The following is a 24277-nucleotide window of genomic DNA, read 5'->3' on the forward strand; positions in this document are numbered from 1 at the left end:
GCTCCTCTCTCAGGACGGGTGGGGTTCGATCCAGTCGTAGCCGTTCTGCACGAGTTCCTTGACCAGGCGCAGGTTGTACCGGTTCATCGCGGCGATCCTCGTCGCCAGCTCCTCGACCTTGGCGTCGAACTCGTCCGCGGCGTAGACGTCGTTGACCAGGCCCATCCGCAGCGCGCGCTGGGCGTCCAGCCGGACCCCGGTGAACAGCATCTCCATCGCGAGCGCCTTGCCGATCCGCTGCGGCAGCCGCTTGACCCCGCCCCAGCCCGGCGCGGATCCACCGACCTCCGGCTGGTCCGGGTCTTCCTTGCCGTCCATGAACTTCGGCTGGTACGGCGGGCGCGCCGACAGCGTGATCTCCACCAGCCCCAGCTTCGCGTTCTCGTGCGCCACGATGAAGTCCGCGCCCAGCGCCAGCTCCAGCCCGCCGCCGACGGCGTAACCGTGCACCGCCGCGAAGACCGGGATGGACAGCCGCGCCATCATCGCGAACGTCTTCTCGCCGAGGCGCCCCTGTTCCACCCGTTCCTGTTTGGTCAGTTTTTCGGACCAGTCCACGTCCATCCCGGCGCAGAACGCCCGCTCTCCCGCACCTCTGAGCACAGCCACGCAGACGTTCTCGTCGTCGTCGATCTCGGCGAACACCCGGCGCAGCTCGTGCAGCGTGCCCGGGGTCAGCGCGTTCAGCTTCTCCGGGCGGTCGAGCGTCAGCCAGGCGACTCGATCTTTGATCCGTACGTCAAGCGTCTCGTCCATGCGCTCCTTCTCTTTCTCTATTTCCGGGGGAGTCCGAGCCCGCGGGTGGCGATCACGTTGCGCTGGATCTCCGTCGTCCCACCCAGGAACGTAGCCGCAACGGCGTCCGCGCGCAGATGTGCATATGTGGCGCGCAATGGTGAATCGTGGCGCTGCCACAACTGGGAGAACGGGCCGAACGCGGACGCGCCGGTCCGCGCGAGCCGCTGCAGCAGCTCGGCGCCGAACAGCTGGTTCACCGAGGCCTCGTAGCCCACAACACCGCCGTTCGCCTGCACGGAAACCGTGTACCGGGCGAGGTTGTACGCGATCCTGATCTCGGTGTACCGGCGCGCGATCTCGTGCCGCAGCGCGTCGCGGTCGGCGCGGACGAACCGCCGGCCCTCCTCGGACCGCAGGAAGGTCACCAGGTCAGCGAGCGCCTGCTCCATCTTCACGCACGCCCCGATGCCCGCGCGCTCGAACGACAGCGCGTCCATCGCCACGTACCAGCCCTTGTTCTCCTCGCCGACGCGGTTGGCCACCGGCACCCGCACCTCGTCGAGGAAGATCTCGGCGAACGGGGCCGCGCCGCGGATGTCGGTGATCGGGCGGACGGTCACCCCGGGGGTTTTCGCGTCCAGCAACAGGAACGTGATGCCCTTGTGCCTGGGCGCGTCGGGATCGGTGCGCACGAGCAGGAACAGCCAGTCGGCGTACTGGCCCAGAGAGGTCCAGACCTTCTGGCCGGTCACCACGTAGTCGTCACCGTCGCGCACCGCGCGGGTGCGCAGGCCCGCGAGGTCCGATCCGGCGCCGGGCTCGGAGAACCCCTGCGCCCACGTCGCCTCGCCGCGCGCGATCCTCGGCAGGTGCTCGGCCTTCTGTTCCGCGGTACCGTGCGCGAGCAATGTCGGGCCGAGCAGGAACGCGCCGATGCCGTTCACGGTGGGCACCCGCGCGCGCATCATCTCTTCCTGCAGGACGAACTCCAGCAGCGCGGGCAGCCTGGCGCCGCCGTACTCCACGGGCCAGTGCGGGGTGATCCATCCCTTGTCCGCCAACGCTTCCGCCCACTGACGCGCGCCGTCGCGGCGCGCCGGGTCCGCCGAAACCCGGTCCACCGGCCAGTTGTAGCCCCAGACGTCCTCCGGTTCCATCGAGTGCTCGTCGTCGTGGTCGGGGACGTAGCCGGCGGGGAAGCGGTCGCCGATGAACGCGCGCACCTCGGCCCGGAACGCCGCCTCCTCGGGCGAGTCCTCCCAGTTCACCGCCTCACGCCGTCCTTTCCGTGCGACTGTCCGCCTCGCGATCCCAGGTCGCCTCCGTCAGCCCGTGGTCGCCCTGCTCCTTCAACCGGTACTTGGCGACCTTGTCCGTCGGGGTCCTGGGCAGCGCGTCCACGTACTCGATGTATCTCGGCACCATGAACCGCGGCAACCGGTCCTCGCAGAACGCGACCAGTTCCTCGGGGTCCACTGTGGACCCCGGCCGCAGCACGACGGTCAGCTTGACGTCCTCTTCCTCCAATTCGGACGGTACGCCGGTGGCCGCGCACTCGACCACGTCCGGGTGCAGGTTCACCTCGCACTCGAGATCGAACGCGGAGATGTTCTCGCCGCGGCGGCGGATCGCGTCCTTCATCCGGTCGAGGAAGAAGTAGTAGCCGTCCTCGTCGCGGTAGCCTCGGTCCCCGGTGTGGTACCAGAGGTTCCGGAACGCCTCGGCGGTCGCGTCGGGCGCGCCGTAGTAGCCGGTGGTGATCACGAACGGCTGCTTGGGCCGGACGACCAGCTCACCGGGTTCGCCGGGGCCGAGCAGATGATCGTGGGCGTCCACCACGCCGACGTCGAACCGTCGCTCGTTGGGCGTGCCGCACGAGCCGAGCCGCCACTCGCCGTACGGGCTGCCGGTGACGATCCCGGCCTCGGTGCTGGTGTACGTCTCCGCCGAGCGCACCCCGAACCGCGCCAGCAATGGTTCGTCCAAAATGGACTTTCCCATGTAGAACGTCTCCAGTGGATGGTCCTTGTCCCGCGGCGTCTCCGGTTTGTTCAGCAGGATCGGGATCATCGAGAACACGCTCATGCACACCTTCGCGTCGAACGCGCGCACGTCGTCCCAGAACCGCGAGGCGTGGAACCGGTCGGTCACCGCGATCGCGCCGCCGCCAACCATCGCCGAGAACACGCCGTCCCACAGGCCGGCCGCGTGGAACAGCGGCAGCGGGCAGTAGATCGTCTTGCCCCACCGGTCCAGGTAGTCGAGCGAGTCGATGGCGCAGGTCAGCGCGAGCGCGTGGGAGCACATCGCGCCCTTCGACGGGCCGGTGGTGCCCGAGGTGTACATGATCGCCAGCAGATCGGAAAACGCCACGGCGCGGCTGACCGGCTCAGCGCCGTGCGCCAGCAGTTCGGAGAACGGCAGTACCGCCTTCCCGATCGGCCGCTCCAGTGCGCCCCGGACGATCACCCGGCCCAGCCCCGGGAGGCGGTGCGCCAGCGGCGTGAGCCGGTCGGCGTAAGCGGCGTCGATGATCATCGCCGAGGAGTCGGAGCTGGCCAGCACGTGTCCCAGCAGTTCGCCCTGGTGCGCGGTGTTCACCGGTACCGCCACGGCGCCGAGCCGGGCCAGCGCGAAGATCGTGAACAGGAAGTCGGGGCAGTTCGGCAGCATGACCGCGACGTGCTGGCCGCTGCCGACACCCTGCGCGGCGAGGCCGCCTGCCACCCGGTCGGTCATCGAGTCGACGTCGCCGTAGCTCAGCTCGCCCTCGTGGAACTTGAGGAACGTCTCGGTACGGTGCGTGATCGCCCGGTGCCGGAGCACGTCGCCGACGACCAGGTCATCCAGTTTCTCGCTGCGCATGCACACCCTCCGTATGGCTTCCCGAAGGCCTTCGAAGCGGGTCCCGCGTCACCCATACGACCATGAGCCACCCCTTTGTGGCTACCCCCCGGTCACCGGACGCACCCCGTCGCCGGGCAACATCGAGTGCCCGCCGCGCACGCCAGAACGCGCTTTCCGTTGATGTGATGCGACCCACGGCGGGGTGGCCTACTCAGCGGTAGCCAACGAGAGTCGGTGTGCTCCGCCGTTTGGGGGAGCTGCCCGACGCAGCGCGACGTTCCTGGATCGAGGTGCACGATGCGGCTGAGACGACCGCTTCCCGGTGTGGCATCCGAGAGAGCGGCGTCGTGAACCCGGCCGCGTACGGGCGCATCGCCCAGCTGCGGGCGAACGGTTTCGTGATCCGGCCGCTGCCCAATCCGTTCGGCGAGGTCGATGGCCTGCACGCCACCCGCACCGGGCTGGGGTGGGTCGACTCGGTCGTGATCCGTGGCCCCGAGTACGCGGTGGCGGTGCGGGTGGCGGACACGTTCAGCCTGGCGGATCCCTTCGCGGAGTCGGAAGTCGCGTGGTCCGAGAGCGGCGACGTGATCGAGGTGGTCGACAAGCTGCTCGCGCTGTGCCTCGCCGGCCTGAACGACCAGGCCGAGCTCTACAGCGCGCACCCGGCGTAATCCGGGAGCGGTCCCGGGGCGTGCCTGCGACCATCCGAGCCGGTGTGGGGTTCGGATGCGGAGGTGCCTCGACTTCCTCGGCGCCAGCGGGGCACTGATCAGCGGCCCGATCGTCGCCCTAGTCCGGGAGCTCGGCAACCGCCGTCGCCACCGCCGTCCGGTCCGGCGGTGAGAACGGAGATCGAACCGACGCGCAGCAGCCGAAGCCTGAAAGATCCTGTCCGGTCAATGGATTCGCTGACTTCGTTCAGCGCGCGCCTTTGCGTCCCACGAGGTGGAAGACGCGGCTGAGCCGGCGGTACGGGTCACGCCGGCCGGCTTCGAGTTCGACGGCGGCGATTCGCTCTGCATCGGTGGGGTCCAACTCGACTCCGCCGAACTCGAACCAGTCGGCGAACAGCCAAACTCCGTACCAGCGCGCGGGTTCCACCCCGTAGCCGCGCACGAGTTCGCTGAGTTCCTCCACGGTGTCGGCGCGGCCCCGCACGCCGAGCACCCCGATTTCGGTCCTGGCATCGAACGACGCCAGCGCGTCCTCCCACCGCCGTTCCATGGCGGGGCGCACCGCCGCCGCGTGGGCGTTGCCGGTCATGATCGACACCACCCCGCCGGGAGCGGCGCACCGGCACAGCTGCTCGACCAACGGCTCCGGCTGTTCGAGGTAGCCCAGCACGCCGTGGCACAACACGGCGTCGAAACGCCGGCCCTGCACCGCTTCCTCGGCGCGTTCGCCGTCGGCCGCCAAGAGCGTCACCCGTCGCCTGGCCTCGGCGGGCAGTTGTTCGAGTCGCTGCCGGGCCTTGTCCAGCATCGCCGGCGACGGGTCGAGAACCGTTACGTCGTAACCGATTTGGGCCAGTGGAAAGGATTGATGGCCCGCGCCGCCGCCGACGTCGAGCACCGATGCCGGCGCCGGCGGCAGCTGCTCCATCAGTTGGTGGTGCATCACATAAGTGCGCACGTACCCCTTCACCGACGCATAAGCCCCGTCGACGAACTGGTCTGCCAAACCTGCCCAGGTGTCCTCGCCCACGGCGTCACGGTATACCGCCGCGGTTACTGACTCTTCTTGATCAGCTCGTCGATGATGTCGGCCAGTAGATTGACCCCGCGGGTGGCCGCCATGTGGCCGGACATGCGGCGCGCGGCGTCCCGGTACCGGTGGTCGCCGAGCACGGCGCGGACGGCCCGGCGGATCTCGTCCGCCGACGGACTCTCGGCCTTGATCCGGCGCCCGACACCGGTCCAGGCGACCCGGGCGATGACCTCGGGTTTGTCCTCGGTGGTGCCGGCGGCCACGATCGGTACGCCATACCGCAGCGCGTACTGTACGCCGCCGTAGCCACCGTTCGTGAGGAACACATCGGTCTTGGGCAGGAGATCGTCGTAGGGCAGGAACGTGGCGGCCCGGGCGTTCGCGGGCAGCGGCGGCAGGGTGTCCACCGGGCGCCCGCCGGTCGAGACGGCGACCAGCACGTCATCGTCGGCGAGTGCCTCGAGCGCGGGCTCGATGAGCTGGCCGTAGTCATGGTTGGCGGCGGTGCCCTGGGTGACGTGGACGACGGGCCGCGAGCCGTCGAGGTCCTCCCACCACGGGGGAAGCGGCGCCTGCGAGCCCGACGCCGAGATCGGCCCGGCGAAGTGCAGCGTGCTGGGCGCGTCGGACCGCGGATATTCGAACTCCGGCACGGTGAACTGCACGATCGCGTCGGCATGCCGGGGCCAGTCCAATACCGCGAAGGGAATCGGGCGCCCGTGCAGGTCACGGAACATCTGATCGGCGAGCCGCTGCACCTGACCGAGCACGACTTTGTTGCTGAGCACGGCGAGCACGCCGTTGCGGAGCCGGCCGACCGGGCCGGGGATCGGCGTGAGCCCCATGCCGTACGGCGCGGTGTCGTGGCTGGAAATGGTCAGCGGCAGAACGCCGCACATGACGATCGGTGGCCGCGCGCCCAGTGGATGACCGAGCAGGAACGCGCCGCCCGCGAAGGCCGGGTCGGTCAGGACCACGTCGGCCGGTTCGGCGGCGTGCAGTGCCATGACGGCGTCGTGCTGGGACCGCCCGGGGCGGACGAAGATGTGCTCGATGTCGTGGGCGAGCGCCTTCGTGCCCTTCAAGGCGGTGCGCCCCGGCAGGACTTCGTCCCAGTTCAGCCGGTCGTCGAAATCGGCTTCGGCGGGCAAGGGCACGTGCTCGGCTCCGGCCGCCCCGACTTTCCCGGCGAACCGGGATCCGGTGAGGAACCGGACGCGGTCACCGCGGTCGGCGAAATGCCGGGCGACCGCGAGTAGTGGCGTGACGTGCCCGTGGATGGGCACGGTCGCGATGATGATGGACGCCATGAGGACGCCTCCCCCTACAGGCTGCGATGGATCCAGCGGATTTGAGCCCCCTGCGGCAGTATTCATCTGTATGTGATACAAGTCAATAGTGGCAGGAGACCCGAGTCGCACGTACCGTTCCGAACACCGGCAGCGCCAGGCGGCGGAGACGAGAACGCGGGTCGTCGAGGCTGCCCGGGACATGTTCAGCGAGTACGGGTACCAGGCGACCACGCTGGCGCAGATCGCGAAACGGGCCGGTGTCTCGGTCGAGACGGTGCAGAAGCACGGTCCGAAGGCGGCGCTGGTGTGGGCCGCGGTCGAGGTCGCGTCGTTCGGTGTCGAGGGCGCCGAGGTCGACTTCATGGCCACACCACAAGGCGCCGAGTTGTCGCAGGTACGCGATCCTGAGCGGTTCGCGACGTTCGCGGGCGAGGTGCTGCTGGGGATCAACCAGCTGGCGGCGGGTGTCTGGACCGCGGTCACCGAAGCCGCCCGCGCGGACCGCGAGTTGCGCGGCCACCTCGTGCAACGGCTCGCCTGGATCAGGCAGCAGTTCGAGACGGTGCTCCGCCTGGCCGCCGAACGAGGCTGGCTGCGCACGGACCTCCCGTTCGAAGACCTCGTCGAGGCGTTCGGCGTCATCGGCAGCGTCGAAGGCTATGTTCGGTTCGTGCATTACGAGGGCAAGTCGGCCGAGGAATACCAGGCCTTCATCGCACGCCTGGTCCGCCACACGATTCTCGCTCGCTGACATGGATCTTCATGATCTCGGTCCGGCGCCGCGCGACGAGACCGACGCGATCCGGATTCAGAATGAGCTCCGTCCGTTGGTGCGCCTCGAAGACGACGTCAGTGATCGGCCCGGAGTCGTCATGGGGGTCGATGTCGCCTACCGATCGGTGCCCCCGCGGAGCGTCGCCGCGGCGGTGGTACTCACCGCGCCGGATCTTTCGCTCGTGCAGCGTGCGACCGCCGAGGAGGTCCCGAAGTTTCCTTACGTCCCAGGGCTTTTCGCGTTCCGTGAGTTGCCGGCCCTGGTGACCGCACTGCGGCGGATCTCGGTCATCCCGGATCTCGTGCTCTGCGATGGGCATGGCATCGCCCACCCACGGTTCTTCGGCCTTGCCTGTCACCTCGGGCTGTTGACCGGCCTGCCGACGATCGGCGTCGCGAAGAACCCGATGGTCGGCAACTACGCGGAACCCGACCAGGCCCGGGGATCCCGGACGCCCATCCGCTTGGAGGACAAGGTCGTCGGCTACGCCCTGCGCACCCAAGCCGGCGTCAAACCCGTTTTCGTTTCACCGGGCCACAAAGTGACCCTGGAGACTGCCGTCGAACTCGTCCTGGAACTCGCGCCGCGCTACCGGCTGCCCGAACCCATCCGAGCGGCCGACCACGAGTCGCGCACCGCGTACCGGTGACTCACGCGCTGAGCCGGAGCAACTCCTTCCCCGCGCGGATCACGGTTTCCCTGACCTGCCGCGGGTCGTCGAGTTCCGCCGCCGACAGCGCGCCGTCGTGCAGGAGGACCAGGACGCGGCCGGCATAGCCGGGATCCGGGTGTCCCGTCCGGGCGGCGAGGTGCGTCACCGTTTCCTGGAACCAGGCGCGATGCTCGGCCACGGCAACCCGGATCGGGTCCGTGGGATCGGGGTACTCGGCGGAGGCGTTGATGAAGTGGCAGCCACGGAATCCCGCCGAGCAGGTGATCTGGCCGATCAACTCGAGCAGCGCGGCGGCGGCCTGCCGCGGGTTCGGCTGGTCCAGCCGGTCGGCGACGGCCGCGCGCAGGTCCGCGTCCGTGGCGCGCAGGTAGGCCTCGACCAGGTCTTCCTTGGCGGCGAAGTGCCGGTAGAAGGTCGCCCTGGTCGCGCCGGCCTCGGTGATCAGGCGATCCACCGACACGGTGTGGATGCCCTCGGCGTAGAACAGCCGGCGCGCTGACGCCAGCAGCCGGTCCCGCGGACTCGAATCGGTGCTCACCATGAGCCCAGCATAGAGACCGAACGTTCTATCTGCACCGTTGGCCTCATCACGGGCAAAAAAAGGGGCAAGGAGAATTCTCCCTGCCATGTTCAACGTATAACGCACCTGGGGACTTGCCGCAAGACCCGGGTCGTGCCGCACAATCTGCGGCCGAGTATCGAAACGCGATTTCGTGACGGGGGATTTCATGATCGACGTGATCATTGCCGGGGGCGGCCCGACCGGGGTGATGCTCGCCGGCGAGTTGCGGCTGCACGGCGTCCGGGTGGTGGTGCTGGAGCGGGACGCGGAGCCGACCCTCGTCGTGCGCGCGCTGGGACTGCACGCGCGCAGCATCGAGGTGATGGACCAGCGCGGCCTGCTGGACCGGTTCCTGGAGCTCGGCAAGCAGTACCCGCTCGCCGGTTTCTTCGCCGCCATCCCGAAACCGCAGCCGGAACGGCTCGACACCAGCCACGCCTACACACTCGGCATTCCGCAGCCCATCGTCAACCGCCTGCTGACCGAGCACGCCATCGAGCTCGGCGCGGAGATCCGGCGCGGCACCGAGCTGACCGGGCTGAGCCAGGACGACGACGGGGTGACCGTCGCGCTGGCCGACGGCACGGAGTTGCGGGCGCGCTACCTCGTCGGCTGCGACGGGGGCCGCAGCACCGTGCGCAAGCTGCTCGGCATCGGTTTCCCCGGCGAGCCCAGCAGGGTCGAGACGTTGCTCGGCGAGATGGAGGTGGGGGTGCCTGCGGAGACGGTCACCGCCGTGGTGGCGAAGGTCCGCGAGACCGAGAAGCGGTTCGGCCTCGGGTCGTTCGGGGGAGACGTGTACCGCGTGGTCGTACCCGCCGCGGGGGTGGCCGAGGACCGCGCGGTTCCGCCGACCCTCGAGGACTTCAAGCAGCAGTTGCGGGCGGTCGCCGGCACCGACTTCGGCGTGCACTCACCGCGGTGGCTGTCCCGCTTCGGCGACGCCACCCGGCTGGCCGACCACTACCGCGCCGGCCGGGTGCTGCTGGCCGGCGACGCGGTGCACGTCCACCCGCCGACCGGCGGGCAGGGGCTCAACCTCGGCATCCAGGACGCGTTCAACCTCGGCTGGAAACTGGCCGCCGAGATCGAGGGCTGGGCGCCGGAGGGGCTGCTGGACAGCTACGAGACCGAACGCCACCCGGTCGCCGCCGATGTTCTGAACAACACCCGCGCGCAGATGGAGATGCTGTCCACCGAGCCGGGTCCCCAGGCGGTCCGCCGGCTGGTGTCGGAGCTGATGGACTTCGAGGAGGTGAACCGGTACCTCATCGAGAAGATCATCGCGGTCGGTGTCCGCTACGACTTCGGCGAGGGACCGGACCTGCTCGGCCGGCGGCTGCGGGACGTGGCGCTGAAGGGCGGCCGCCTCTACGACCTGATGCACGACGGGCGCGGGCTGCTGCTCGACCAGACCGGCCGGCTTTCGGTGGCGGGCTGGGCGGACCGGGTCGACCACGTCGTCGAGGTCAGCGAGGAACTCGACGCGCCCGCGGCGCTGCTGCGGCCGGACGGCCACGTGGCGTGGGTCGGCGAGGATCAGCAGGAGCTGGAGAGCCGGCTGGCGCGGTGGTTCGGCGCCGGCTGAGTGCCCGGAAACCGGCGTTGACCTGCGGAAGTCCGGCTTCCGCAGGTCAACGCGGGGTCATGCGGCCTGCGCGCGCAGTTCCTTCAGCGAGTCCGCGGTGAGCCGGTACGGTTCCTCGTCGGGCTCGATGAGGACGACCGGGCAGCCGGCGTGGTGGGTGAGCGCGGAAGCGAAGCTCTCGTCGGCGAACTGCGCGGCCGGGCCGCGTGGTGACCGGCCGACGGCGACCGCCCGTGCGGAGACCTCCGTCGCGTGCTCGGCGAGCACGCGGCCCGCGGCGGCGAGGTCGCCGACACTGACGAGCACCTGCCCGGTGGCGTCGATACCGCGGCGGGCGAGCCGGTCGAGGTGGGCCAGCACGGCGGCCCGCGCCTGGTCGGCGTCTTCCACCTCGACGATCTGCTCCTCGACGACCACGGTTTCGCGCACGTGCACGATTTCCAGTGGCCGCCCGGCCTGCTGCGCCAGCGCCGCGGCGGTGTCCACAGTGGACGCCGCGGCGGCGCTGCCGGACACGCCGACGATGACGGGCCGTTGCCCGGGAGCGGCCACCGGCCCGACGGGCTCGAGGCGGACCGGCTCGCCCTCGGCTTCGCCGTGTTCGGCCGCGCTGATCAGTTTGTGGCCGGTCGCCAGGACGCCGATCGCGAGCACGAACGCCCCGGCGGCGACGTAGAACGGGACGCTCAGGTTGGTGGCGTCGGCGATCTTGCCCGCGGCGAGCGGTGCGAGCCCGCCACCGATGAACCGCACGAAACCGTACGACGACGAGGCGACCGAGCGTTCGACCGGCGCGACGAGCATGACCGCCTGCGTGGTCAGCGTGTTGTTGATCCCGAGGAACGCGCCGCTGGCGATGACCGCGACGATCACGGTGGCCGGGCTGTTCACGCCGATGGCGATGACGGCCATCACGATCCCGAGCCCGAGCAGGTTGACATAGAGGACCGGCGCCGTGCCGAACCGGTTTTGCAGCCGTGGCGCGAAGAACACGCTGAACGCGGCCACCAGCAGGCCCCAGCCGGTGAACACCAGGCCGAGCTGCTGGGCGCCGAGCTTCATCGGGTACGGGGCGTAGCCGAGCATGGTGAAGAAGCCCCAGTTGTACAGCAGCGCCATCACGCCCATCGTCGCCAAACCCCGGTGCCGCAAGGCTTTCAGCGGCGCGGCGAGCGAGGTCCGCTGCCGGGGTTTCGGCATCGACGGCACGAACACGACGGTGGCGACCAGTGCGATGGCCATCAGCACGGCGACCCCGAAGAACGGCCCGCGCCAGCTGATCGAGCCCAGTTCGCCGCCGACCAGCGGGCCGACCGCGATGCCGAGCCCGAGCGCGGTCTCGTACAGGATGATGGCGCCGCCGAAGCCGCCGCTGGCCGACCCGACGATGACGGCGAGGCTGGTCGCGATGAACAGCGCGTTGCCCAGACCCCAGCCCGCGCGGAACCCGACGATCCCGCCGATCGAGTCGGACATGCCGGCCAGCGCGGCGAACACCACGATCAGCGCGAGGCCGATGACGAGCGTGCGTTTGGCGCCGAAGCGGCCGGAGAACCAGCCGACGACCAGCATCGCCACCGCGGTCACGACCAGGTAGCTGGTGAACAGGAGGGAGACCTGGCTCGGCGTCGCGTGCAGGCTCGAGGACAGCGCGGGCAGGATCGGGTCGACCAGGCCGATGCCCATGAACGAGATGACACAGGCGAAGGCGACCGCCCAGACGGCGCGGGGCTGCTTGAACGGGCTGGCAGGTTTTGCGTGGATTGTGGACACTTCCGCGGACCCTCCGGGACTTCTGGGGATGGTTATTCGCCGGCGTTGACGAGCCGGGTCAGTGCGGGGAGCGCGGCGGCGAGCGCGGCCTGGTCGGCCGGATCGAGCTGGTCGATCATGTGCTGCAGCGCCTGCGCCCGTTCGAACCGGCGGCGCTCGAACAGTTCGAGTCCCTCGCCGGTCGCCTCGACCACGACGCCCCGCCGGTCGCCGGCGCTGGCGGTGCGGCGGACCAGGCTGTCCCGTTCCATCCGGGTGACCAGCTGCGTCATGCCCGGCTGCGAAACGCCTTCGGCCCGCGCGAGCTCCGTGAGCCGTTGCGGCCCTTCGCGGCTGAGCCGGCTGAGCATCGACGACGCCGCGGGGCTCAGGTCCCCGGACGCCGCCGACCGGCGCATGAACCGGACCAGCGGTTCGAGCACCAGCATGAGACTCCGGCCCGTGTCGGCCGGGTCCATAACCCGCTTATGCATAAGGTCATTATCGAACCTGGTGGGGAGGCGTGGCAACGTGAGCCGCCGCACTGGGGGTTTCTTGTGTGGCCGCTTGGATCTGCGTGCTCTAGCTGCGCTTCCGGGTGGCAGGCAGGTGTGGGATGTCGAGCTGGGTGGATCAGCTCTGGACTTGTGTGGCCGCTTGGGTCCGGCGGACGAAGCGTGCGCTCTGGCGGCGGCTGGTCAGGGTGACGAGGCGGGCGTGGCCGCCGTGCTCGGCGATGAGTCGTGTGACCTTCGGTCGCATGGTCCGCCGGTAGCCCCAGATGTAGCGGACGAACGACATGGTGATCCGGTCGAAGACGCCGTCGTTCGGGTGCTGTCCGCCGCGGGTCACCGGGAGGTCGAGCACCGCCGCGATCTGCTTTGCCAGGTGGGTCTTACCTGAGTCGCCGCAACCGATGACGGCGATTCGCTAGCAGCGGCCGCCGGGGATTGACGCATTCCGATATGGGCATATGATGGGCGCCATGGCACGAGCGGCGACGACCTCGGATGCGTTCAACGCGATCGCCGAGCCGCGGCGGCGGGAGATCCTGGTGCTGCTGCGGGGCGGCGACCGGCCGGTGACCGATCTGGCGCGGGACCTGGGGATGACACAGCCACAGGCGTCCAAGCACCTGCGCGTGCTCCGCGAGGTCGGGCTGGTGCGCGTCCGCGAGGCGGGCAAGCAGCGGCTGTACGGCCTGGACGCCGGCGGGTTGCGGCCGGTCCACGAGTGGGTGGGCGGCTTCGAGCGGTTCTGGAGCGAGAGCTTCGAGCGGCTGGACGAGTACATGCGAAACCTGAAACAGGACGAAGCAGGAGGAACCATCGGATGATGACGACGACCAGTGGCGGCCAGGCCGGCCACCCGATCGCGGACCGCGAGATCGTGATCTCCCGGGCCATCGGCGCCCCACGGGAGCTGGTGTTCGAGGCGTTCACGCAGGTCCGGCACCTGTCGCGGTGGTGGGGGCCGGAAGGGTTCACGACCACGACGCGGTCCTTCGAGTTCCAGGCCGGCGGGATCTGGGACTTCGTGATGCACGGGCCGGACGGGACGGACTACCAGGAGTGGATCACCTGGCGGGAGATCGTCCCGCCGGAGCGGATCGCGATGCTGCACGGCGAGTTCCGCGACGACCCGAACGCCTTCGAGTCGGTCCTGACGTTCGAGCCGGCCGGCGAGCAGACCCGGATCACGATGCGCACGGTGTTCCCCACCAAGGAACTCCGCGCGGAGGCCGTGGAGAAATACCACGCGATCGAGGGCGGCGAGCAGACGCTGCGGAACCTGGCGGCCTACGTCGCCGAACTCACCCCGAAGGGAGCGGAGGACTGATGGCCGGGAAGGTGTTCTTCAGCGTGACGATGTCGCTCGACGGCTTCATGGCGCCCGACCCCGAGCCCGTCGAGCTTGTCTTCTCGCCCGAAGGCCAGAGCGACCCGAGGGTCCAGCGCTGGCAGTCGAAGTGGTCGGAACTGCAGGCATGGGCGTTCCCACTGAGGTTTTTCCGGCAGAACCTCAAGTTCGGCGACGACGGCGAGGAAGGGCTCGACAACGACATCGCGCGCGCGACGTACGAGCGCACCGGCGTGAGCGTCATGGGCAAGCGGATGTTCGACGCCGGCGAGCCGTCCTGGCCGGAGGAAGCACCGTTCCACACCCCGGTGTTCGTCCTCACCCACACCCGGCGCGAGCCGTGGGAGCGGCCGGGCGGCACCACGTTCCACTTCGTCAACGACGGTATCGAGAGCGCCCTCGACCAGGCCCGCGAGGTCGCCGGCGACCGCGACGTGCGCATCGCCGGCGGGGCCGAGACGATCCAGGAGTACCTGGACAGCGGCCTGATCGACGAGTTCTCGGTCACGCTCGCGCCCGTGCTGTTCGGCACCGGCATCCGCCTGTTCGACCACGTGGACCCGGACCGTATCGCCCTCGAGCAGGTCCGTGCGGACGCCTCGTCCCGGGTGACCCACCTGACCTACACCGCCGGGAAGCGGTAGCCCGCTACATCGTCTGGGTCATGCCGCCGTCGATGACGATATCGGTGCCGGTCAGGTTGCCGGCCCGGTCGCTGGCCAGGAAGACCACCAGGTCGGCCACCTCCTCGGGCCGGGTGAACCGGCCGGTCACCGATTCCGCGGCCGCGCCCGCCGCGACCTTGCCCGGCTCGTTTCCGGACGCGCCGGCGACGGTCTCCGCGACGCCGCCCTTGCCGAGCCAGAGATCCGTCGCGACCGGGCCCGGGCTGACCGTGTTCACCCGGACACCACGGCCGCCGACCTCCTTCGACAGCGACTTGAAGAAGCTCAGGCAGGCCGCCTTCGCCGCGCTGTAGTCGATCACCAGCGGATCGGGCAGGGTCGCGTTCACCGAGCACACGGTCACGATCGTGCCGGTCCGTTCCAGCAGCGACGGCAACGCCGCCCGGGTGGTGCGGACCGCCGACATCAGGTCCAGGTTGAGCGTCCGGAGCCAGTCGTCGTCCGTCACGGACACGAACCCGCCGGGCCGCGGCCGGACCCCGCCGACGTTGTTGACCAGGATGTCGATCCCGCCGGCCCGGGACACCGCCTCGTCGACCAGCCGGGCGGGACCGTCCGCCGCGGCGAGGTCGACCGCGACGGCCTCGGCGGGCAGCGACTTCAGGTCCCCGTCGACATTGCGGGCCGCGGCGACCACCGTGACCCCTTCGTCGATCAGGGATCGCGTGATCGCCAGCCCGATCCCGCGACTGGCGCCGGTGACGAGCGCCGTTTTGCCCTGCAGCCGAAGGTCCATCACGAACTCCTGTCGTCGGAAAGCTCAGCGCCGGTGCAGGATCCCTGAAGCCAGTGCCGAGGCGGTCAGGTGTTTGTACCCGACACTGTCGAAGTGGACCAGCAGTTCGTGGTCATCGCGGCTCAGCAGTTGTCCCTCGCCCCACAACCGGTGGCGCACGGGAACCCCGCCGGTGATCGACGGGCGGTCCGGGGACTCGGCCTTCGCCTGCTGGTCGTTGTCGCAGTTGCCGCACGGCGGCGGGTAGGTCTCGCCGAAATAGGCGAGCAGTTCCGCCCGGCGGCATCGCGTGCTTTCCGCGTACTCACGGGCCGCGTCGATCCGGCTGGCGAGCACCGCCTGCCGCCGCTGGTCCAAGTCTTCCAGCTGCCCGGTCAGGTCGGCGGGCGGTGGCAGCCGGCGCCGCGGCTCGACGACGCGGTGGCGACCGGACCCGGTGAGATCGGCGAAACCCAGTTCGGCGAGCTCGTTGACCACGCGGTCGACCGACTGCGCGGGCACGGCGGCCGCCGACACCAGTTCGTCGACGGTGATCCGCCCGGACGCGTTCTGGATGGCGTCGACGATCATGTGCAGGGTCGCGTCGCCGAGGTGGGTGCGCACCGGTCGTCGACGGCCTGGTCCTCGCGTTTGCGGGGCTGCGTCTGCCGCATGGCGAGCGAGATGTTCGGCCGGTCGAAGTCGGAGACCACGACTTCGGGCGAGCGCATCCCCAGCCGGCGGGTGATGTCCGTCTGCACGGGCGGCGCGGCCGTGGCGGTCAGGGCGAGGACCGGCGGCCGGCCGAGTTCGGTGATCGCGTCGCCCAGCCGCAGGTACGCGGGCCGGAACTCCTGGCCCCACTCGCTGACGAGATGCGCCTCGTCGATGGCGAACAACCCGACGTCACCGGCGCCGGCGCGGATCGCGTCCCGCGTCTCGGAGTTCGTCAGCTGCTCGGGTCCGACGAACAGAAAGTCGAGTTCGCCACGGTCCAGCCGGGCGAGGGTGTCCCGGCCGGCGACGACCGCGCTGACGGCCTGGTTCTGCGACGGCCGCAGCGTGAAGTCGAACAACGTGCTCGCGACCGCGGCGGGCGTGAGCGGGGAGCCGGGCACACCGCCGACGCTACCCAGCCGGCGGCACCGTGGACAGCCCGAACATCCGGAGCGGTCAGAGATCGAGCACGAGATCGCTCGCCGGTCGCGAGCAGCAGATGAGCGCCTCGCCCGGTTCCGGCGATTCCAGCGGGTCCGGCCGGTACCGGACCGTGCCGGACAGGACCGGGGTCACGCAGGTGTGGCAGACGCCGGTGCGGCAGGACCAGCGCGTCGGGACGTCGCAAGCTTCGGCCAGTTCGAGCACGGCGGGGTAGTTGTCGTTCCATGCCACGGTGAGCCCGCTGCGGGTGAACGTCACCCGTGGACCGGTGCCGCCCGGGCCTGGCGGCTGGTGGGGCGGGGTGTGGATCGCGTCGGTGAGTCCCGGGTTGATCGCCGGGAGCGCGCCGAACAGTTCGGAGTGGATGTTCCCGGCGTCCAGGCCGAGCCCGACCAGCGCGTCGTGCATGTCCGCCATGAACGTGCTGGGGCCGCACAGGTACACGCATGCGTTGGCAGGCAAGGAAAGCGCGGCGAGGGTTTCGCGGTTGAGGCGGTGTCCGGTGCTCGTGTGGAAGATGTGCTCGTGTCCGTGGTCCAGGCCGGCGACCAGCTGGTGGGCTTCGGCCGCGAAGGCCTGTTCGGCGGCCGAGCGCGCGGTGTGCAACCACCAGACATCGCGCCCGCTCCCGGCGAGCGCGTGCAACATCGCCAGCACCGGGGTCGCGCCGACCCCGGCCGACAGCAGCAGCACCGGCCGACTGTCCTCTTCGGACAGTACAAAATCGCCTCGTGGCGCGGCGACATCGATGGTGTCGCCGACTTTCAGCCGGGTGTGCAGATAGGTGCTGACGACGCCGTCGCGTTTGACGCTGATCCGGTACTCGCGGTCCGACGGGGTGGCCGACAGCGAGTAGTTCCGTACCGGCGCCGGATCGCCGGCACCGGCGACGCGCAGGGTGAGGTACTGGCCGGGTCTGGGCCGGGGGAGCGGACCGTCCGGCGTGGTCAGGTGGATGGACGTGACGGAAGCGCTTTCCGGCATGATCCGGGACACCCGCAGCGGCCGGAATCCTGGCCAGCCAACGGGTTCCGTCCCCGCGACCGCCGGTGTCTCGTACTCCTCGGCGTCGAGCAGTTCGCGGAACGACGCCTGCCAGCCCGGGCTGAGCGCGGGGAGGTCGAGGGCCTTGCGCAGCAGCTCGGGATCGCGTTCGGGCAGGTACAGCAGCCCGTCGATGGCGGCGACGCTCATCCGGTGCCGGCCGACGCGGGTGCGCACGATCTCGTCCCCGGCCTCGACTTCGCCTTCGGTGACGACCCGCAGGTAGAAGCCCGGCCGGTGGTGCGCGACCAAAAGCGACGGCATCTCCGGCGTGCGGAGGCGCATCCCGACCCGGAAGCAGGTGACGCGCGGCTGGGTCACCTCGAACTCGGCCTCGCCGATGCGGTACCGGTCGCCGATGTGCACCTCGTCGTCGGGCAGGCTCTCGACGGTGAAGTTCTCGCCGAACTGGCCGTATTCGAGGTCGTCGCGGCCGAGTTCCCGTCGCCAGTGCTCGTAGGACTCACGCTGGTAGACGAGCACGGCGCGGATTTCCCCGCCGTGGCCGCCCAGATCGCCCTGCCCGTCGCCATCGATGTTCAGCCTGCGGGCCATTCTCGGCCCGTGCACGGGATATTTGAAGATTCCGGTGTGGACGGTCCGGCCTTGCCACGGCACGTCCTTGGGCATTCCGACGTTCAGGGACAGCAGGTGTGCCATCGGCTCAGTCCTCGCGTGCGGGCCGGGTGCGTTGATAGTGCCGGCGGGCCTTCAGCCGGTTGCCGCAGACCGCCATCGAGCACCAGCGGGCGCTGTTCGGTTTGCTGTGGTCGATCAGGAAGAGCCGGCACTCCGGGTTGGCGCACGGCCGCAGCCGCCCGGGGTGGGACACCCGCAGCGCGTCCCACGCGAGCACCGCCCTCGCCGCCGCGGACCGGCCCTTCGGCAGTTCGACGGTCCACGCTACGCCGTTTTCGCCGAAGGACGCACGGCTGAACACACCCTCGACGAACGGCGCGAGCGACGCCGGAGTCCCGTCGCCGCGGACGATGTCCTGCAGCGCGGCGCGCACGCCGAGGGCGGTGCGCCACTCCGCTTCGGACGACGGCTGGCCGTGCGCGGTGAGCCACCGCCGGCCCGCACCCGCGTCGGACAGGAGGTCCTGCCGCGTCCCGTCGACCACGGGGGTCGTGTTGAGCAGGTCGAGCAGCAGCGTCTCGTCGGCCTCGGTCACCGTCTAACCTCCAAAGTTCTACTTGACAGGTTATAGCATGCGATGCTCTGCTCTAACCACCAACTACTGATGTAAGGGGTTAGGTATGGTTCACTACCGCTACGCGACGGTGCGCGGACAGCGGCTCTTCTACCGCGAGGCCGGCCCGGCCGGCGCCGCGACGATCGTGCTCCTGCACGGCTTTCCGACCAGCTCGTTCATGTTCCGCGACCTGATTCCCGCGCTGGCCGATCGCTACCACGTGATCGCGCCGGACCACCTGGGCTTCGGGCTGTCGGACGCCCCGCCGGTGGACGAGTTCGCCTACACCTTCGACGCGCTCGCGGCGCTGACCGCGGGGCTGCTCGACCAGTTGGGCGTCTCGCGCTATGCGATCTACGTCCAGGACTACGGCGCCCCGATCGGCTGGCGGCTGGCCGTGGCGAACCCGGACGCGATCACCGCGATCGTCACCCAGAACGGCAACGGTTACGACGCCGGTTTCATCGACGGATTCTGGAAAACCGTGTGGGACTACCAGCGGGCCCAGACTCCCGAGACCGAGGCGGGCATCCGGACCGCGCTGACGATCGACGCCATCAAATGGCAGTACCTGACCGGCGTCCCCGACGACAGCCTGGTCAGCCCGGACACCTGGGAGCACGATTTCGCGCTCGTATCGCGGCCGGGCAACGACGAGATCCAGCTCGCGCTGTTCCGCGACTACGCGACGAATCCGCCATTGTACCCGGCGTTGCACGAATACCTGCGCCGCCACCAGCCGCCGGTGCTGGCCGTGTGGGGCCGGGGCGACGAGATCTTCGGCCCGGACGGCGCCCGCGCGTTCGCCGGGGACGTGCCGGACGCCGAGATCCACCTGCTCGACGGCGGGCATTTCCTACTGGAGAGCGCCGGTGACGAGGTCGCCGCGCTGATCCGGGAGTTCCTCGGCCGCAAGATCGCCTGACCGCCGAAACTGTCCACTGGATAGGCTTTGTGCTCCGGAAAGGAGCGCGATGAGCTACACGGCCCCCGGGCCCGAGGACCCGTTCTTCAGGATGCGGCGCAAGAAAGAGGACAACCTGGTCGCCCAGGCCAGGCAGGCCGCCGACGAGCTGGCCGCGAAGCAGGACGTCCCGGACACGGCGACCGTCAGCTCGTACCCGGCGCGATCCGAGGAGCACGTGGCCGCCGCCGGACCGCCGGTGCTGGACCGCCTGCGCGAGCACGAGGACGCGCGAACGGCGGCGCGCACGGCGGGGGACACCGAGCTGGCCGATCGGGCGCTCCGCCAGGTCGTCGGTGATCTCGACGAACTGCTGGACACCGCCGCGGACCACCTGCGCCAGAGCGGGAAAGGCCTGTCGCGGCAGCGGGTACGGACAGCCGCGCCCCAGCTCCTCGCGATGTCCGGGGTGGCCGCGCTGCCGCTCGGCGAGGTCGCCGGGTTCCTCGACCTGCCCCGGGAACAGGTCGAGGACGTGCTGGCAGCGCTCCGCCGGCACGGCGGGATCACCCCGGCCGACCGTCATCAGGCGCTCCAGCAGGTGGAGTGGCTGCGCGGGCAGTTGCGGCAGGTCGAGCTCACCCGCGACCAGTCTCTGCTGGACCGGCTCCTCGCGTTCGTCTCGAAGTTCACGGTGCTGGTGGTCGTGGCCGTCGCCTCGGCCGCGGCGGGCGCCGTCGCGGCGGGGGAGTCCGTGCTCAAGGAGATCATCAAGGCCGGCGTGGTCATGCTGGTCGCCGCCGCTCTGCAGGGGGCCGCCGATCGCGTGCGCGAGGGCCGTCCGGGCACCGATGCCCGCGAGGCGCATGCCGCGCTGCTCGCCGACCTGCCGCAGGCGCACGCGCTCTGGGAGCGGCCGAGCTACCAGGGTGAGCACACCGTGCTCCGGATCAGGCTGGGAATCCGCTGCTGCGCCGCGCGGATCGCCACGATCTCGTTGGAATGGCAGGACAAGCAGGCGTACTGGGCGCTGCTGGACGCGACGGTCGAGGCCCTCCGCGCCGATTCACCCGCGGAGCTGGCGCCGCTGCCCAGCCGGCTCAGCGCGCTGCGCCCACCCGCCTGACCACGGCGGGGGACAATGAGGACATGAGCGCCGACGAGGGTGTGCCAGTGTCCGCGAAGGAGTACGGGATCTTCCTCCCCATCGGCAGCGGCGGCTGGCTGCTGTCGACCACCGCGCCGCGTCCCGAAGCCAGTTACGCCGACAACAAGCGCGCCGCGCTGCACGCGGAGGCGATCGGGCTCGACTTCGTCATGTCGATGGCGAAATGGCGCGGTTTCGGCGGCACCACGGACCATTGGGGCGAGAGCCTCGAGTCGATGACCATGATGGCCGGGCTCGCCGAGGCCACCGAGCGGGTCAAGATCTGGGCCACCACGCACGCCAACATCCACCACCCCGGCGTCGTCGCGAAGATGTACACCACGCTGCAGCAGATCTCGGCCGGCCGCGCCGGGATCAACATCGTCAACGGCGCCTATGCCGACGAATTCCAGCAGTTCGGGCTGTGGGAGGAGATGTCCACCGAGGACCGTTACCGGATGACGGCCGACTGGACCGAAGCGCTCATCCGGTTGTGGACCGAGGACTCCGTCACGATGAAGAGCGACTTCTTCACGTTGCAGGACTGCGAATCCCGGCCACATCCGGAGACCAGGCCGACGATCATCAGCGCCGGCCGCTCGCCCGCGGGCCGCGAGTTCCAGGCCACCTACGCCGACGGCGCCTTCCTTTCGGCGAACACCCTCGACGAGATGAAAGCGCTTTCCCGGGACGTGCACGAACGGGCCGCCGCGCGCGGGCGAAGGGTGAAGACGTACTCGATGCTGACGGTCGTGCAAGCCGAAACCGACGCCGCCGCAAGGGAAAAGGTCGAGCGCTGGGGTGCGGGCGTCGACCGCGAGGCGCTCGCCGCGATGCGGCGGTCGTGGGGTGTCCCGGACGAACGGGCGCGGGTCTGGGCCGAAGGCGCGACCGGCGAGGAAGCGTTCCAGACGCCGTATGTCAGCGGTTCGGCCGAGACTGTCGTCGAACACATCGCGAGGATCACCCGCGGCGGCGAGCTGGACGGGCTGATGCTGATCTTCCCCGAGTACGACCAGGACATGCTGCTGTTCGGCGAGACCGTGCTGCCCGCGCTGCGCGCGCTCGACGAGGAGCCCGCGTGACGGACCTGCGCGCCCGGCAACTGGACCACCTCCGCGGGCGTCGCCCGGCGCTGCTCGTGGTCGACGTGCAACGCTCGTTCGCCGGCCCAGGTTTCGAGGACGCCATCTCGGTCATGGCCCGGCTCGTGGACACCGCGCGTGACCGGGACGTGCCCGTCGTCTGGATCGAGCTGGCGAGCGACCCGGCCAACCCGTGGCGGGCCAGCGCCTGGTTCCGCGGCGGCGATGCCGATGCCCCGTTCGGCCCGGACGAGCCGTGCGTGCTCGGCACCCCGGGCGCCGAGTGGTACCGGCTCGCGCCGGCGGCCGGGGAGCCGCGCGTGGCCAAGCGCGGCTACAGCGGGTTCCTCGGAACCGACCTGGAAAACCTTTTGCGGGCAAGGGAAATCGAGTGGGTCGCGGTCGCCGGGCTGACCACCGAATGCTGTGTGACCGCCACCGCGACGGACGCCTTCCAACTCGGCTGGCCGGTGCTGGTCCCGGCGGACGCCGTCGCCGCGCACGACCCGGCCGTGCACGAAAACGCGCTCGGCCAGCTGGCGCTCAACGTGGCGGTGCTGAGCAGCGCCGAGGAGCTCGCCGGCATCTGGCCGGTCCCTTAGGCTGCTGGCTGTCGTAACGAGGAAAGGCGGATGGTGGAGATCCTGGGCAGCGCGACCGGTCCGGTGGTGCACGGTGAGGGGCGGGGCAAGGAGCTGGGCTTCCCGACCGCGAACATCGACTTCGATCCGGCGGCCACGATCCCGGCGGACGGCGTCTACGCCGGGCACGTCCGGATCCTGTCCTCGCCCGACGGGCGCGAGTTCCCCGAGCCGCTGCCCGTGCTGGTGTCCGTCGGCTCGAACGTCACCTTCGGCGCCACGACCCGGACGATCGAGGCGTACGTCCTCGACTTCGAGGAGGACCTCTACGGCTGCGTCGCCGAGGTCACGGTCGAGTTGTTCATCCGCGCGCAGGTCAAGTTCTCGTCCGTCGGCGAGCTGATCGACCAGATGCGCCGCGACGAGAAGCGCGGCCGCGAGTTCTTCAAGTCGAGGTAGGCAGCACGCGCCGAGCGGTTCGCGGCAGTTGCCGGCGGCACGACCTTTGCGGGGTTTTCCGCGTCGCACCGCGGCGGTACCATCTGAAACGCTCACTCTGCCTACTGAAACGAGGTGTGAGTCTTGGCTGCCGACCGGATTCCCGATCCCGAGGAGGGCGACGGGCCTCTGACGGAGGACCGGGACTATTCCCTGCGCGCGGTGGACCGGGTCTGCGCGATCCTCGACCTGCTGCAGCAATCCGTGGACGGTATCAGTCTCAACACCGTCGTGGAGGCCACCGGCATGCCGAAATCCTCGGCGTACCGGTACCTGTGGACGCTCGAACAGCACCGTTACGTCGAGCGGGACGAGGAGACCGGTCTGTGCCGGCTGGGCCTGGGGTTCCTGGGGATGCAGTCCCGCCACCTCGAACTGCTGCGCGAGGTGGCGCGGCCGTGGCTGGAGAAGCTGCGCGACGAGTTCGGTGAGACCTCGAACCTCGGGGTGCTCGACAGCGACCGCATCATCTATGTCGACATCATCGAGAGCCGCCGCGGGGTCCGGCTGGCCGCGGCGCGCGGCGACCGGGATCCGCTGCACTCCACCGCGCTCGGCAAGGCCATCGCCGCGCACCTGCCGGAGGAGCGGGTCCGCGACATGCTGACGCGTTCGGGCCTGCCGCGCCGCACCGCCACCACGATCACCACGATCGACGAGTACCTCGTCGCGCTGGACACCGTGCGCACTCTCGGCTACGCGGTGGACAACCTGGAGAACGAGGCCGACGGCCGGTGTGTCGCCGTGCCGTTGCTCGGCACCAGCGTGCCGGCCGCGATCAGCCTGAGCGCGCCCGCCGCGCGGTTCCCGGTGAAGGACGTCGGCCGCGCCGCGAAGGCGCTGCTCGACGTGGCCGCCCGGATCGTCTCGCGGCCGAGGGCCGGCAACAACGACGACGCCGCCTGAACCACGGGTTACCGATCCGATGGCCGCCGTCGGATCGGTAACGAACCGTACGGTGAGAAACGCCGCCGGCGCGGCCGATTCCCGGCCCGCCGGGTCCGGTGCTGTCGTGAGCCACTCGTTCGGAGCCGCGCAAGTCATTGCCTGACAACGGAAATGAGTGGAACCCCGGCACGTGGGGAGGGCGGATCTCGTGCCGGGGTTCCGACGGCCGGCCGCGGTCGTCAATGGCCTAAGGGGCTCACACGCGACCGGCTGTCCTGACGGCGTGATGGCGACCGCCGACATGTCTCATCGTGGTATCTGGCGGCCTGCCACACAATGCTCCATCCGAGCTAATTCGAAACTGACGTTTCATTCACCGGCACGCCATGTGTGGTGGTGAATTTACCGGCTACATTCCGTGATTGTTGGCCGTCCGGTAACGGTAGCCGCGCCGTGATCTCCGCGTGCCCGAACCGTGCCCACCGCATGGCGGCGGGCCAGGCATCCGGCCTGTAACACCGGCACGAGACTCACCGATTCCCCGGCAGGTATGGCACGAATGAGGTAGGCACCGCT

General features: G+C 69.9%; 27 protein-coding genes. 13 read left to right on the plus strand and 14 right to left on the minus strand.

Annotation, left to right across the window (positions count from 1 at the left end):
- Positions 1-9: 9 nt before the first annotated feature.
- Genes LOZ83_RS27005 through LOZ83_RS27015 form a run of 3 tightly spaced genes read right to left on the minus strand, consistent with a single transcriptional unit; the run spans position 10 to position 3603 of the window.
- Positions 10-756, minus strand: coding sequence for an enoyl-CoA hydratase/isomerase family protein (locus LOZ83_RS27005; RefSeq protein ID WP_236794500.1), 747 nt, complete (start codon positions 754-756; stop codon positions 10-12).
- Between the two features lie 17 nt (positions 757-773).
- A complete protein-coding gene (locus LOZ83_RS27010; RefSeq protein WP_236794501.1) occupies positions 774-2006 on the minus strand; it encodes an acyl-CoA dehydrogenase family protein in 1233 nt (410 codons plus the stop codon).
- Between the two features lie 4 nt (positions 2007-2010).
- Positions 2011-3603 carry an AMP-binding protein gene (locus tag LOZ83_RS27015; protein ID WP_236794502.1) on the minus strand — a complete coding sequence of 531 codons (1593 nt, stop codon included), beginning with the start codon at positions 3601-3603 and terminating at the stop codon, positions 2011-2013.
- 329 nt (positions 3604-3932) lie between these two features.
- On the opposite strand from LOZ83_RS27015, the gene LOZ83_RS27020 reads away from it, so the two are divergent.
- On the plus strand, positions 3933-4259 hold the full coding sequence (locus LOZ83_RS27020) for a hypothetical protein (protein WP_236794503.1): 327 nt from the start codon (positions 3933-3935) through the stop codon (positions 4257-4259).
- Positions 4260-4506: 247 nt separating this feature from the next.
- Here the strand turns inward: LOZ83_RS27020 and LOZ83_RS27025 are convergent, their stop codons facing one another.
- On the minus strand, positions 4507-5292 hold the full coding sequence (locus LOZ83_RS27025; protein ID WP_236794504.1) for a methyltransferase: 786 nt from the start codon (positions 5290-5292) through the stop codon (positions 4507-4509).
- A gap of 23 nt (positions 5293-5315) precedes the next feature.
- Positions 5316-6605 (minus strand): glycosyltransferase, encoded by a 1290-nt coding sequence (locus tag LOZ83_RS27030; protein WP_236794505.1) that lies wholly within the window; start codon positions 6603-6605, stop codon positions 5316-5318.
- An 88-nt stretch (positions 6606-6693) separates the two neighbouring features.
- Between LOZ83_RS27030 and LOZ83_RS27035 the strand changes: the two genes are divergently transcribed.
- Complete coding sequence (locus LOZ83_RS27035) at positions 6694-7338, plus strand: TetR/AcrR family transcriptional regulator (RefSeq protein ID WP_236794506.1); 645 nt, start codon at positions 6694-6696, stop codon at positions 7336-7338.
- Between the two features lies 1 nt (position 7339).
- A complete protein-coding gene (gene nfi / locus LOZ83_RS27040; RefSeq protein ID WP_236794507.1) occupies positions 7340-8011 on the plus strand; it encodes a deoxyribonuclease V in 672 nt (223 codons plus the stop codon).
- Between the two features lies 1 nt (position 8012).
- Here nfi and LOZ83_RS27045 read toward each other — a convergent pair whose 3' ends face one another.
- On the minus strand, positions 8013-8576 hold the full coding sequence (locus LOZ83_RS27045; RefSeq protein WP_236794508.1) for a TetR/AcrR family transcriptional regulator: 564 nt from the start codon (positions 8574-8576) through the stop codon (positions 8013-8015).
- 187 nt (positions 8577-8763) lie between these two features.
- On the opposite strand from LOZ83_RS27045, the gene rox reads away from it, so the two are divergent.
- Positions 8764-10185: a rifampin monooxygenase gene (rox, locus tag LOZ83_RS27050; protein ID WP_236794509.1), complete on the plus strand. Its 1422-nt coding sequence runs from the start codon at positions 8764-8766 to the stop codon at positions 10183-10185.
- Positions 10186-10242: 57 nt separating this feature from the next.
- Here the strand turns inward: rox and LOZ83_RS40535 are convergent, their stop codons facing one another.
- The 3 genes from LOZ83_RS40535 to LOZ83_RS27065 form a co-directional block, all read right to left on the minus strand.
- A complete protein-coding gene (locus LOZ83_RS40535; protein ID WP_236794510.1) occupies positions 10243-11958 on the minus strand; it encodes an MFS transporter in 1716 nt (571 codons plus the stop codon).
- 32 nt (positions 11959-11990) lie between these two features.
- Complete coding sequence (locus tag LOZ83_RS27060; protein WP_236794511.1) at positions 11991-12431, minus strand: MarR family winged helix-turn-helix transcriptional regulator; 441 nt, start codon at positions 12429-12431, stop codon at positions 11991-11993.
- A gap of 139 nt (positions 12432-12570) precedes the next feature.
- Positions 12571-12804, minus strand: coding sequence for a hypothetical protein (locus LOZ83_RS27065; protein WP_236794512.1), 234 nt, complete (start codon positions 12802-12804; stop codon positions 12571-12573).
- 118 nt (positions 12805-12922) lie between these two features.
- Between LOZ83_RS27065 and LOZ83_RS27070 the strand changes: the two genes are divergently transcribed.
- Genes LOZ83_RS27070 through LOZ83_RS27080 form a run of 3 tightly spaced genes read left to right on the plus strand, consistent with a single transcriptional unit; the run spans position 12923 to position 14441 of the window.
- Positions 12923-13273, plus strand: coding sequence for a helix-turn-helix transcriptional regulator (locus tag LOZ83_RS27070; protein WP_236794513.1), 351 nt, complete (start codon positions 12923-12925; stop codon positions 13271-13273).
- Entirely contained in the window at positions 13273-13776 is a 504-nt protein-coding gene (locus tag LOZ83_RS27075; RefSeq protein ID WP_236794514.1) for an SRPBCC family protein, read from the plus strand. The genes LOZ83_RS27070 and LOZ83_RS27075 overlap by 1 nt, the downstream gene beginning before the upstream one ends.
- On the plus strand, positions 13776-14441 hold the full coding sequence (locus LOZ83_RS27080; protein ID WP_236794515.1) for a dihydrofolate reductase family protein: 666 nt from the start codon (positions 13776-13778) through the stop codon (positions 14439-14441). Before LOZ83_RS27075 ends, LOZ83_RS27080 begins: the two co-directional genes overlap by 1 nt.
- A gap of 4 nt (positions 14442-14445) precedes the next feature.
- Here LOZ83_RS27080 and LOZ83_RS27085 read toward each other — a convergent pair whose 3' ends face one another.
- The 5 genes from LOZ83_RS27085 to LOZ83_RS27105 are packed head-to-tail and all read right to left on the minus strand — an operon-like array spanning position 14446 to position 18577.
- Complete coding sequence (locus LOZ83_RS27085; RefSeq protein WP_236794516.1) at positions 14446-15219, minus strand: oxidoreductase; 774 nt, start codon at positions 15217-15219, stop codon at positions 14446-14448.
- Positions 15220-15243: 24 nt separating this feature from the next.
- Positions 15244-15822, minus strand: a complete 579-nt coding sequence (locus LOZ83_RS27090; RefSeq protein ID WP_236794517.1) for a RecQ family zinc-binding domain-containing protein — start codon at positions 15820-15822, stop codon at positions 15244-15246.
- Complete coding sequence (locus LOZ83_RS27095; protein WP_236794518.1) at positions 15786-16316, minus strand: DEAD/DEAH box helicase; 531 nt, start codon at positions 16314-16316, stop codon at positions 15786-15788. Before LOZ83_RS27095 ends, LOZ83_RS27090 begins: the two co-directional genes overlap by 37 nt.
- 55 nt (positions 16317-16371) lie before the next feature.
- The gene (locus LOZ83_RS27100) at positions 16372-18063 is read right to left on the minus strand and encodes an MOSC and FAD-binding oxidoreductase domain-containing protein (protein ID WP_236794519.1); all 1692 of its coding nucleotides are present in this window, start codon (positions 18061-18063) and stop codon (positions 16372-16374) included.
- Positions 18064-18067: 4 nt separating this feature from the next.
- Positions 18068-18577, minus strand: a complete 510-nt coding sequence (locus LOZ83_RS27105; protein WP_236794520.1) for a CGNR zinc finger domain-containing protein — start codon at positions 18575-18577, stop codon at positions 18068-18070.
- Between the two features lie 85 nt (positions 18578-18662).
- Between LOZ83_RS27105 and LOZ83_RS27110 the strand changes: the two genes are divergently transcribed.
- The 6 genes from LOZ83_RS27110 (at position 18663) to LOZ83_RS27135 (ending at position 23719) form a co-directional block, all read left to right on the plus strand.
- Positions 18663-19523: an alpha/beta fold hydrolase gene (locus tag LOZ83_RS27110; protein WP_236794521.1), complete on the plus strand. Its 861-nt coding sequence runs from the start codon at positions 18663-18665 to the stop codon at positions 19521-19523.
- A 49-nt stretch (positions 19524-19572) separates the two neighbouring features.
- Entirely contained in the window at positions 19573-20628 is a 1056-nt protein-coding gene (locus LOZ83_RS27115) for a hypothetical protein (protein ID WP_236794522.1), read from the plus strand.
- Between the two features lie 23 nt (positions 20629-20651).
- Positions 20652-21734 (plus strand): LLM class flavin-dependent oxidoreductase, encoded by a 1083-nt coding sequence (locus tag LOZ83_RS27120; RefSeq protein ID WP_236794523.1) that lies wholly within the window; start codon positions 20652-20654, stop codon positions 21732-21734.
- Positions 21731-22336: a cysteine hydrolase family protein gene (locus tag LOZ83_RS27125; RefSeq protein ID WP_236794524.1), complete on the plus strand. Its 606-nt coding sequence runs from the start codon at positions 21731-21733 to the stop codon at positions 22334-22336. Before LOZ83_RS27120 ends, LOZ83_RS27125 begins: the two co-directional genes overlap by 4 nt.
- A gap of 30 nt (positions 22337-22366) precedes the next feature.
- Positions 22367-22774, plus strand: coding sequence for a riboflavin kinase (locus LOZ83_RS27130; protein ID WP_236794525.1), 408 nt, complete (start codon positions 22367-22369; stop codon positions 22772-22774).
- A 123-nt stretch (positions 22775-22897) separates the two neighbouring features.
- The gene (locus tag LOZ83_RS27135) at positions 22898-23719 is read left to right on the plus strand and encodes an IclR family transcriptional regulator (RefSeq protein ID WP_236794526.1); all 822 of its coding nucleotides are present in this window, start codon (positions 22898-22900) and stop codon (positions 23717-23719) included.
- Positions 23720-24277 lie beyond the last annotated feature (558 nt).

The sequence above is a fragment of the Amycolatopsis sp. GM8 genome (assembly GCF_021653975.1).
GTDB lineage: Bacteria > Actinomycetota > Actinomycetes > Mycobacteriales > Pseudonocardiaceae > Amycolatopsis_E.

Excerpts from the sequence above, each read along its gene's own strand:
- LOZ83_RS27005 (WP_236794500.1), bottom strand. The coding sequence starts at position 756 with ATGGACGAGACGCTTGACGTACGGATCAAAGATCGAGTCGCCTGGCTG.
- LOZ83_RS27015 (WP_236794502.1), bottom strand. The coding sequence starts at position 3,603 with ATGCGCAGCGAGAAACTGGATGACCTGGTCGTCGGCGACGTGCTCCGG.
- LOZ83_RS27030 (WP_236794505.1), bottom strand. The coding sequence starts at position 6,605 with ATGGCGTCCATCATCATCGCGACCGTGCCCATCCACGGGCACGTCACG.
- nfi (WP_236794507.1), top strand. The coding sequence starts at position 7,340 with ATGGATCTTCATGATCTCGGTCCGGCGCCGCGCGACGAGACCGACGCG.
- LOZ83_RS27045 (WP_236794508.1), bottom strand. The coding sequence starts at position 8,576 with ATGGTGAGCACCGATTCGAGTCCGCGGGACCGGCTGCTGGCGTCAGCG.
- rox (WP_236794509.1), top strand. The coding sequence starts at position 8,764 with ATGATCGACGTGATCATTGCCGGGGGCGGCCCGACCGGGGTGATGCTC.
- LOZ83_RS27060 (WP_236794511.1), bottom strand. The coding sequence starts at position 12,431 with ATGCATAAGCGGGTTATGGACCCGGCCGACACGGGCCGGAGTCTCATG.
- LOZ83_RS27070 (WP_236794513.1), top strand. The coding sequence starts at position 12,923 with ATGGCACGAGCGGCGACGACCTCGGATGCGTTCAACGCGATCGCCGAG.
- LOZ83_RS27075 (WP_236794514.1), top strand. The coding sequence starts at position 13,273 with ATGACGACGACCAGTGGCGGCCAGGCCGGCCACCCGATCGCGGACCGC.
- LOZ83_RS27080 (WP_236794515.1), top strand. The coding sequence starts at position 13,776 with ATGGCCGGGAAGGTGTTCTTCAGCGTGACGATGTCGCTCGACGGCTTC.
- LOZ83_RS27085 (WP_236794516.1), bottom strand. The coding sequence starts at position 15,219 with ATGGACCTTCGGCTGCAGGGCAAAACGGCGCTCGTCACCGGCGCCAGT.
- LOZ83_RS27100 (WP_236794519.1), bottom strand. The coding sequence starts at position 18,063 with ATGGCACACCTGCTGTCCCTGAACGTCGGAATGCCCAAGGACGTGCCG.
- LOZ83_RS27110 (WP_236794521.1), top strand. The coding sequence starts at position 18,663 with ATGGTTCACTACCGCTACGCGACGGTGCGCGGACAGCGGCTCTTCTAC.
- LOZ83_RS27115 (WP_236794522.1), top strand. The coding sequence starts at position 19,573 with ATGAGCTACACGGCCCCCGGGCCCGAGGACCCGTTCTTCAGGATGCGG.
- LOZ83_RS27120 (WP_236794523.1), top strand. The coding sequence starts at position 20,652 with ATGAGCGCCGACGAGGGTGTGCCAGTGTCCGCGAAGGAGTACGGGATC.
- LOZ83_RS27130 (WP_236794525.1), top strand. The coding sequence starts at position 22,367 with ATGGTGGAGATCCTGGGCAGCGCGACCGGTCCGGTGGTGCACGGTGAG.